Raw genomic sequence first — 847 nt, 5'->3', positions numbered from 1 at the left:
GGCGACGACGGTGCCGTGGCGCATCAGCACCACGCGGTCGGCGTAGTCCTCGGCCTCGGCGAGGTAGTGCGTCGCGAACAGGACGGTCCGGCCGGTGGCGGCGAACTCGCGGATGGCCGCCCAGAAGGCCCGCCTGCCGTCGACGTCCATCGCGGCGGTGGGCTCGTCGAGCACGAGCAGCTGCGGGTCGCCGGCCAGCGCGAGCGCGAACCGGACGCGCTGCCGCTCGCCGCCGGAAAGCTTGCCGCACCGGCGTTTGACGAGGTTCGTCAGCCCGGCGCGGGCGATCACCTCGGCCGCGGGCAGCGGCTTCGCGTGCGTCGAGACGACCAGGCCGACGAGCTCGCCGACCGTGGCGTCCGGCAGCAGCGCGCCGTTCTGCATCATCGCGCCGACCAGCCCGCGGTCGACGGCCGCGCGCGGGCTGCCCCCGGCGACGGTCACCTCCCCCGCGTCCGGCTCGGTCAGCCCGAGCAGCATGTCGACGGTGGTCGACTTGCCCGCGCCGTTCGGCCCGAGCAGCGCGACGACCTCGCCGCGCGCGACCTCGACGGACACGCCGCCGACCGCCGTGACCCGGCCGAACCGCTTGGTCAGGCCGTGGAGTGCGAACGCCGGTCCCCCAGTCATGGCGTCCCCCTTTCGTGGACTTTGCGTTTCAAACTCGACTCGCACTTTGTAACACAAAGTCCGCGCACCTTCAAAGTCCCCGGCGTCGGAAAGCACGAAAAACGGGGTGCCGGGCAGTGTGCCCGACACCCCGTTCCCGAGGGGTTTCCGCAGGTCAGCCGGCGAACCGCCCGGCGACCATGCCCTGCGTCGCGGCGACGTCGGCCTTCGCGGCGGT

General features: G+C 73.1%; 1 protein-coding gene. It reads right to left on the bottom strand.

What is annotated here, in order from left to right; all coding sequences use genetic code 11:
- On the bottom strand, positions 1-630 hold a 630-nt coding region (locus tag G3I65_RS03005; RefSeq protein WP_160694504.1), incomplete at its 3' end, for an ABC transporter ATP-binding protein.
- Positions 631-847: the final 217 nt, after the last annotated feature.

Origin of the sequence: Amycolatopsis sp. SID8362 (genome assembly GCF_010550475.1) — a bacterium.
GTDB lineage: Bacteria > Actinomycetota > Actinomycetes > Mycobacteriales > Pseudonocardiaceae > Amycolatopsis > Amycolatopsis eburnea.
This window is presented reverse-complemented; position numbering and strand designations above follow the sequence as displayed.